General features: G+C 69.6%; 7 protein-coding genes. 5 read left to right on the forward strand and 2 right to left on the reverse strand.

Going from position 1 to position 6808, the window contains the following annotated elements:
• Nucleotides 1-113: 113 nt before the first annotated feature.
• Complete coding sequence (moaB, locus tag VGD93_RS15435) at nucleotides 114-650, forward strand: molybdenum cofactor biosynthesis protein B (protein WP_395013056.1); 537 nt, start codon at nucleotides 114-116, stop codon at nucleotides 648-650.
• Nucleotides 651-656: 6 nt separating this feature from the next.
• Here the strand turns inward: moaB and VGD93_RS15440 are convergent, their stop codons facing one another.
• Nucleotides 657-974 carry a HigA family addiction module antitoxin gene (locus tag VGD93_RS15440; RefSeq protein WP_395013057.1) on the reverse strand — a complete coding sequence of 106 codons (318 nt, stop codon included), beginning with the start codon at nucleotides 972-974 and terminating at the stop codon, nucleotides 657-659.
• Entirely contained in the window at nucleotides 949-1230 is a 282-nt protein-coding gene (locus VGD93_RS15445; protein ID WP_395013058.1) for a type II toxin-antitoxin system RelE/ParE family toxin, read from the reverse strand. Before VGD93_RS15445 ends, VGD93_RS15440 begins: the two co-directional genes overlap by 26 nt.
• A gap of 164 nt (nucleotides 1231-1394) precedes the next feature.
• On the opposite strand from VGD93_RS15445, the gene VGD93_RS15450 reads away from it, so the two are divergent.
• The 4 genes from VGD93_RS15450 to VGD93_RS15465 form a co-directional block, all read left to right on the forward strand.
• Nucleotides 1395-2555: a PA0069 family radical SAM protein gene (locus VGD93_RS15450; protein ID WP_395013059.1), complete on the forward strand. Its 1161-nt coding sequence runs from the start codon at nucleotides 1395-1397 to the stop codon at nucleotides 2553-2555.
• Between the two features lie 307 nt (nucleotides 2556-2862).
• Entirely contained in the window at nucleotides 2863-3561 is a 699-nt protein-coding gene (locus VGD93_RS15455) for a ribonuclease HII (protein ID WP_395013060.1), read from the forward strand.
• Nucleotides 3562-3623: 62 nt separating this feature from the next.
• On the forward strand, nucleotides 3624-5873 hold the full coding sequence (locus VGD93_RS15460; RefSeq protein WP_395013061.1) for an AI-2E family transporter: 2250 nt from the start codon (nucleotides 3624-3626) through the stop codon (nucleotides 5871-5873).
• Nucleotides 5874-5956: 83 nt separating this feature from the next.
• Nucleotides 5957-6808: DNA-methyltransferase (locus VGD93_RS15465; RefSeq protein ID WP_395013062.1), on the forward strand; the 852-nt coding region annotated here is incomplete at its 3' end.

The following is a 6808-nucleotide window of genomic DNA, read 5'->3' on the forward strand; positions in this document are numbered from 1 at the left end:
CGGCCGGCCGGGCCGTAGCGGCCCCGCGTCCCGGCGCCGCGGCAAGCGGGGGTTGCGGCAGCGCGCGCCAGGGCCGAAAAGGGGACGTCGCCCGCCCGCAACGGAGTTCGCCGATGTTCAAGTCGGTCCTTGACGAGAACAAGCCCTTCATCCCGCTCAACATCGCCGTGCTGGTCGTCTCCGACACGCGCACGCTGGAGACCGACAAGGGCGGCAAGCTGCTCAAATCACTGATCGAAGCGGACGGGCATCGCTGCGCCGAGCGCGCGCTGGTGCGCGACGACGTCGCCGCCATCCGTGCGAAAGTGACGGGCTGGGTGAACGACCCGGCCGTCGACGCCGTCATCACCACCGGAGGCACCGGCTTCACCGGCCGCGATCTGACGCCGGAGGCGCTGGAGCCGCTGTTCGACAAGCGCATGGACGGCTTTTCCGTGCTGTTCCACCTGTACTCGGCCAATACCGTGGGCACGTCCTCGCTACAGTCGCGCGCAACCGCCGGGCTGATCGGCACCACTTTCGTGTTCGTGCTGCCGGGCTCGAGCGGGGGCTGCCGCGACGCCTGGGAGGGGATCCTGCGGGCGCAGTTCGACAACCGCCACAAGCCGTGCAACTTCATCGAGCTGATGCCGCGGCTGGCGGAGAAGTAGGCCGCGTCAGGCCGCGCGGGGCGTGATCGCCCGGAGTTCCGGCTCGATGGTGCGGCGCCGCTCCATGAGGTCGTAATCGGTCTGCAGCCCGAGGAAGAAGCCTTCGGAAACGCCGAAATAGCGCGCCAGACGCAGGTCCGTGTCGGCGGTGACCTGGCGCTTGCCGAGGACGATCTCGTTGATCCGCCGGGGCGGCACGTTGATGGCGCGAGCCAGCGCGTTCTGGCTGATGCCCATCGGCCTCAGGAATTCCTCGAGCAGGATCGCCCCGGGCCCGGGATTGGGAAGGCGATCCGCCTCAGTGATAGTCGACGATCTCGACATCGCTCGCTCCGTGTCCTTGCCAGCGGAAGCAAATCCGCCACTGTTCATTGATCCGAATGCTGTGCTGCCCCGCGCGGTTGCCATGCAGCACCTCCAGCCGGTTGCCCGGCGGCACCCTGAGGTCCCCGAGCGTTCGCGACTGATTGAGGAGGCGCAGTTTGCGCAGGGCAACGGCCTGAATATCGGACGGCAGCCGCCGGCTGGACAGGCCGCCCCAGATCTTCTCCGTCTCCCCATCGGCAAAGCTGAGGATCATGCTTCCCTATAACGCATAACGTTATACGTCTCAACGTTGGACCAGCCGGTGTGGCCGCCCGCGAAGCCTCGGGCAACTATGTTCTTGTTCTGTTCTAGTTTTGGTGCCATTGTTAACCAGTCGTTACCGCGGCGGCGATTCGTCCGCAGCGAGCGGAGAGAGCAATGGCGCTGCACATCACCCCGTCGTTCGAAGCGCTCGAGAAGCTGGCGCTGACGCGCGACGCCGACCTGGTCAGGCGCCGGCTGCTCGACCCGCGGCTCAATCGCGGGCGGGGCGCACAGAGCAACGTCAGCGGGCGTTTCGAGCGGGAGACGCGCGAGGCCGTCGACGACGGCTGGGAGCAGCCGGAGTCCGAACTCGAGCCGCTGAAGCCGTTCGAGACGGTGGAGCATATCGAGCGGGCGCGCTCGATCATCACCCGCAACGACAGCCCCGATATCGGCTTCGACCGTTCGATCAATGCCTATCGCGGCTGCGAGCACGGCTGCGCCTATTGCTTCGCCCGCCCGACCCACGCCTATCTCGGCCACTCGGCCGGGATCGATTTCGAACGCGACATTTATGTGAAGGTGAACGCGGCCGAGCTGCTGCGGCGCGAGCTGGCCGACAGGCGCTACCGGCCCAGGCCGCTCGCCATGGGGACCAATACCGACCCCTACCAGCCGGCCGAGCGCAAGCACCGGCTGACCCGGCAAATCCTCGAAGTGCTGCTGGAGACGCGCCATCCGGTGACCATCACCACCAAGTCGGCGCTGGTGGTGCGCGACCTCGACCTGCTGCAGCCGCTGGCCGAGCTGGGGCTGGTGCGGGTGGGGCTGTCGATCACCAGCATGGACCGCAAGCTCAGCCGCCGGCTGGAGCCGCGCGCCGCGGCGCCCGAAAAGCGGCTCGAAGCGCTGCGCCTGCTGTCGGAAGCGGGCGTGCCGACGACGGTGATGGTGGCCCCGGTGATTCCGGCGCTCAACGACATGGAACTCGAACGCATCATCGACGCGGCGGCGGCGCAGGGCGCGAGGCAGGCCCACATGATCCTGCTCAGGCTGCCCGGCGAGGTGCGCGACATCTTCCGCGAATGGCTGCTGCGCTATTATCCCGACCGCGTGCGGCACGTCATGGGGCTGGTGCGCGACGCGCGCGGCGGCAAGGATTACGACGCGAGCTGGGGCAAGCGCATGACCGGCGAAGGCCCCTATGCCGTGCTGCTGCAGCAGCGGCTGGAAAAGGCGCGCGAGCGCTACGGGCTGACCGGCAGCCTGCCGGCGCTCAGGACCGACCTGTTCGCGCCGCCGCGGGCGGAGGATAGGCAGCTGAGCCTGTTCTGAGGGTGTTGCAGGCGCCGCCTCGTGCTGCAGGCGCAGGCGACGGCCGGAGCGCGAGGGGAATCCGCACCCCCTTCCACGGCGCATCATCCCTCGGGTGAAGCCCGAGGACCAGGCGGGCGGTTGCCCCCGTCACCTGGCGTCAAGTCTGGGTCCTCGCGACAAGCGCGAGGATGACGTCCGTGGGTGAGGGACGCCCACAGGATACAATTTCTTCCGGGAGAGCCGCCTTCTTCTGGGAAAACCGCCCACAGCGCGGGAAGCAGCCCAACGCCCTTGCCAAGGCCGCGGCGATCCGCATGCTCAGCGCATGGGCGCCGAATCGCCGATTGCCGAACTGCCGGGGGGACCCGACTTGGCGCTGGAGCGCCGCGCGATGCGGCGGGGCGGGCTGAAGCTCGTCGCCGGCGTCGACGAGGCGGGGCGCGGGCCGCTGGCCGGGCCGGTGGTGGTGGCGGCGGTGATCCTCAACCCGCGCCGGGTGCCGGCCGGGCTCGACGATTCCAAGAAGCTCACGGCCGATGCCCGCGAGGCGTTGCACGACAGGCTGATGGCCACGGCCACCGTCTCCATCGCAGTGGCGCCGCCCATGGTGATCGCGCGGCTCAACATCCTGCAGGCGACGCTGTGGGCGATGCGGCAGGCGGTGCTCGGCCTGACGCTGCTGCCCGAGCACGTGCTGGTCGACGGCAATATCGTGCCCAAGGGCCTGCCCTGCGGCGGCGAGGCGGTGATCGGCGGCGACGGACTGAGCGCCTCGATCGCGGCGGCCTCCGTCATCGCCAAGGTGACGCGCGACCGCATGTGCGCGGTCATGCATTGCGACGAGCCGGCCTTCGGCTTTGCCGGACACAAGGGCTATTCGACACCGGAACACCTGGCGGCCCTGTCGGCGTACGGCCCGGGCCGCCACCACCGTATGGACTTCGCGCCATGCGCCGAGGCGGCGCGGCTGCGGCAGGCGGCTGCCGCCGTGCCGGCGGCCCCGGCATTCGCCCTGCCCGGCTGAAGCGCAACGAATCCGGGCAACGCGCGTTCTGACTGCGGATTCCAGCAGCAGAGTGCACCCAAGTGGTCGTCCAGCGCGAAGCCGAGCTCCCGCCGCGCGAGCCCTCGTCGCCCATCGCCGTCACCGGCTTCATCCTCGTAGCCATCGCCGCGCTCTATCTGGGCCAGGGCATCTTCGTGCCGCTGGTGCTGGCGATCCTCGTCGCGTTCGCCCTCGCCCCGGTGGTGAACGGGCTGCGCCGGATCGGCGTGCCGCACATGGCGGCGACCATCGTCACCGTCACCCTTACCGCCGGCATGCTGCTGCTCATCTCGTACCTCGTGGTCTCGCAGCTGATGAAGCTCGCCGCCGACCTGCCGCAGTACCAGCTGACCATCGCGCAGAAGGTGCGGGCCCTGCAGGAGACGGCCGAGGGCGGCGGCACCCTCGACCGGCTGGCCGGCATGATCGAGCGGCTGGGCCAGCAGGTGTCGCCCAAGGTGCCCGAGGGCGAGACGGAACCCATCCCCGTCACCATCGCCAACGTGCCGCCCTCGCCGCTGGCCGGGCTGCAGCAGCTGTTCGGGGCGTTCCTGGGGCCGCTGGCGACCGCCGCGATCGTGGCCATCTTCGTGGTCTTCCTGCTGCTCGAGCGGCAGGACCTCGGCGACCGCTTCCTCAAGCTGGTGAGCCGGGGCGACCTCCGGACCACGACCAAGGTGGTGGGCGAGTCGGCAGCGCGGGTGAGCCGCTACCTGCTGGTGCAGTTCGTGGTCAACGCCGTGTACGGCGTGCTGTTCGGCATCGGGCTGACGCTGATCGGCGTGCCCAACGCCATCTTGTGGGGCTTCTTTGCCGCCTTCCTGCGCTACATCCCGTTCGTGGGGACGCTGCTCGCCGTCGCCTTTCCGGCGGTGGTCGCCTTCGCGGTCGACCCCGGCTGGTGGATGCTGGCCAGCGTGCTGGCGTTGTATTTCGGCATGGAGCTGGTCACCACCAACGCCATCGAGCCCCGGCTCTACGGCTCCAGCACGGGGCTATCGGCGCTGGCCGTGCTCGTCGCCGCCATCTTCTGGGCAACGCTGTGGGGCCCGATCGGGCTCATCCTGGCGACGCCGCTGACGGTGTGTCTCGTGGTACTCGGCCGCTACGTGCCGCAACTCAGGTTCCTCGAGGTGGTGCTGGGGAGCGAGCCGGTGCTGGCCGCCGACGAGAAGCTCTACCAGCGGCTGCTCGCCGGCAAGGTCGAGGAAGCCGTCGAGATGGCGGAAGGCGCCATCAAGGACCAGGGCGTCACCGCCTATTACGACGCCGTGGTGCTGCCTGCCCTGCGCCGCGCCGAGGCGGACCTGAGGAACGATGCGTCCGATTTGGGGCCGCGCCGGACGGTGGCGCAGTCGGTCTCGGCGCTGATCGAGGAACTGGCCGAGGAACCGGGCGAGGAACCACCCGAGGCCGCGGCGGCGCCTCTCGTGCTGTCGATCGGCGGCAAGACCGAGCTCGACGGCGCCGCCGCCGAGATGGTGGCGCAGATCGCCGCCCGGGCCGGATTGCGCACCACCACGCTCGCCCCGATGGCGGTGCGGCCCGAGAGCCTGGGCCAGCTCGACCTGACCGGGGTGGACCTCGTCTGCCTCTGCTATGTCGGCCCCGACCCGCGCAGCTACGTGCGCTATGTCGCCGCCCGCCTCAAGCGCAAGGACCCGCAGGTCCGCACCCTGGCCTGCCTGCTCGGCGATGCGGCGGAATGGGCCGATGCCGAGCCGGCCACGCTCAAGGCCGACGGCATCGCCACCGATCTCGCCGGGATCGAGCGGGCGCTGCACGACCTGCTCGGGTCGGCCGTTCCCGCCTCCGGCGCGCCGGAGGCGGAGGCAGCCGGTGCCGAGGCGGTCAGTGCGCTCAAGGAAGCGGCGCACCGCGATGGCTGGCTGCAGCAGCGCTGCGCCGCCATTGCCAAGGAGTTCGACGTGACGCTGGCGCTGGCCACGCTGGCGGCACCGGGGGAGGACGCGGGGCGCGGGGCGACCGGCGCCGCGGAGCGCTTCGCGCGCGAAGCCATTGCCGAGGGCGAGACGCTCGTCATCGAGGACGTCTCCGCCGACAAGGCCTATGCCGAGGATCCCTATCTGCTCGAGAACGGCATCCTGTTCTGCGCCGTGGTGCCGCTCGCGCTGGCAGGGAACGGCGTGATCGGCGCGCTCAGCATCTTCGACGATACGCCGCGCGACTTCGGACCGGACGAGCGCGAGCGCCTCGCAGCGGCCGGCCGGCAACTGGTCGCCGACCTCGCAAGCCGGCGCGCGGCCGCGGCGGCGGCGAGCGCGGCTTAACCTCTCGCTAACCTCGCCGCTTAGAACCCCTTTAACCCTAACGCCTTACAACGCAATTCGTCAGTATTGCGTAGGGTTTGAGCATGTTGCGTACCGCGCGTCGGGCGGCCGAGACGGCCGTCGCGGACCTCCCGATCGACACCATTCTCGTGGGCGATTGCATCAGCCACATGAATGCGCTGCCGGCTGGCTCGGTCGACCTCGTCTTCGCCGACCCGCCCTACAATTTGCAGCTCGAGCAGGGGCTGACGCGCCCCGACCAGTCGCGCGTCGACGCCGTCGACGACGACTGGGACAAGTTCGAGAGCTTCGCCCATTACGACGTGTTCACGCGCGCCTGGCTCAAGGCGGCACGGCGCGTGCTCAAGCCCGACGGGGCGCTGTGGGTGATCGGCTCGTACCACAACATCTTCCGCGTCGGCGCGGCGCTGCAGGACCTCGACTACTGGATCCTCAACGACGTGATCTGGCGCAAGGCCAACCCGATGCCGAATTTCCGCGGCACGCGCTTCACCAATGCGCACGAGACGCTGATCTGGGCGGCGCGCAGCCAGAAGAGCCGGGTGACCTTCAACTACGAGGCGCTGAAGCAGGCCAATGACGACACGCAGATGCGCAGCGACTGGCTGTTCCCGCTTTGCACCGGGGCCGAGCGGCTCAAGGACGAGAACGACGGCAAGGTGCATCCGACGCAGAAGCCGGAGGCGCTGCTGCATCGCGTGCTGAACGCGACGACGAAGCCCGGCGACATCGTGCTCGACCCGTTCTTCGGCACCGGCACCACCGGGGCGGTGGCGCGCAAGCTCGGCCGCCGCTTCATCGGCATCGAGCGCGAGGACACCTACGTGGCGGCGGCGCTCAAGCGCATTGCCGCCACCCGGAAGCTGAGCGCGGCGGCGCTCGAGACGGCGATACCGAAGCGCGCGGCGCCGCGC

The organism is Devosia sp. (assembly GCF_036406155.1).
Lineage (GTDB): Bacteria > Pseudomonadota > Alphaproteobacteria > Rhizobiales > Devosiaceae > Devosia_A.

Bases quoted from the DNA above. Each gene is read 5' to 3' on its own strand.
- VGD93_RS15455 (WP_395013060.1), top strand. From the start codon at position 2,863: ATGGGCGCCGAATCGCCGATTGCCGAACTGCCGGGGGGACCCGACTTG.
- VGD93_RS15450 (WP_395013059.1), top strand. From the start codon at position 1,395: ATGGCGCTGCACATCACCCCGTCGTTCGAAGCGCTCGAGAAGCTGGCG.
- VGD93_RS15440 (WP_395013057.1), bottom strand. From the start codon at position 974: ATGTCGAGATCGTCGACTATCACTGAGGCGGATCGCCTTCCCAATCCC.
- VGD93_RS15445 (WP_395013058.1), bottom strand. From the start codon at position 1,230: ATGATCCTCAGCTTTGCCGATGGGGAGACGGAGAAGATCTGGGGCGGC.
- moaB (WP_395013056.1), top strand. From the start codon at position 114: ATGTTCAAGTCGGTCCTTGACGAGAACAAGCCCTTCATCCCGCTCAAC.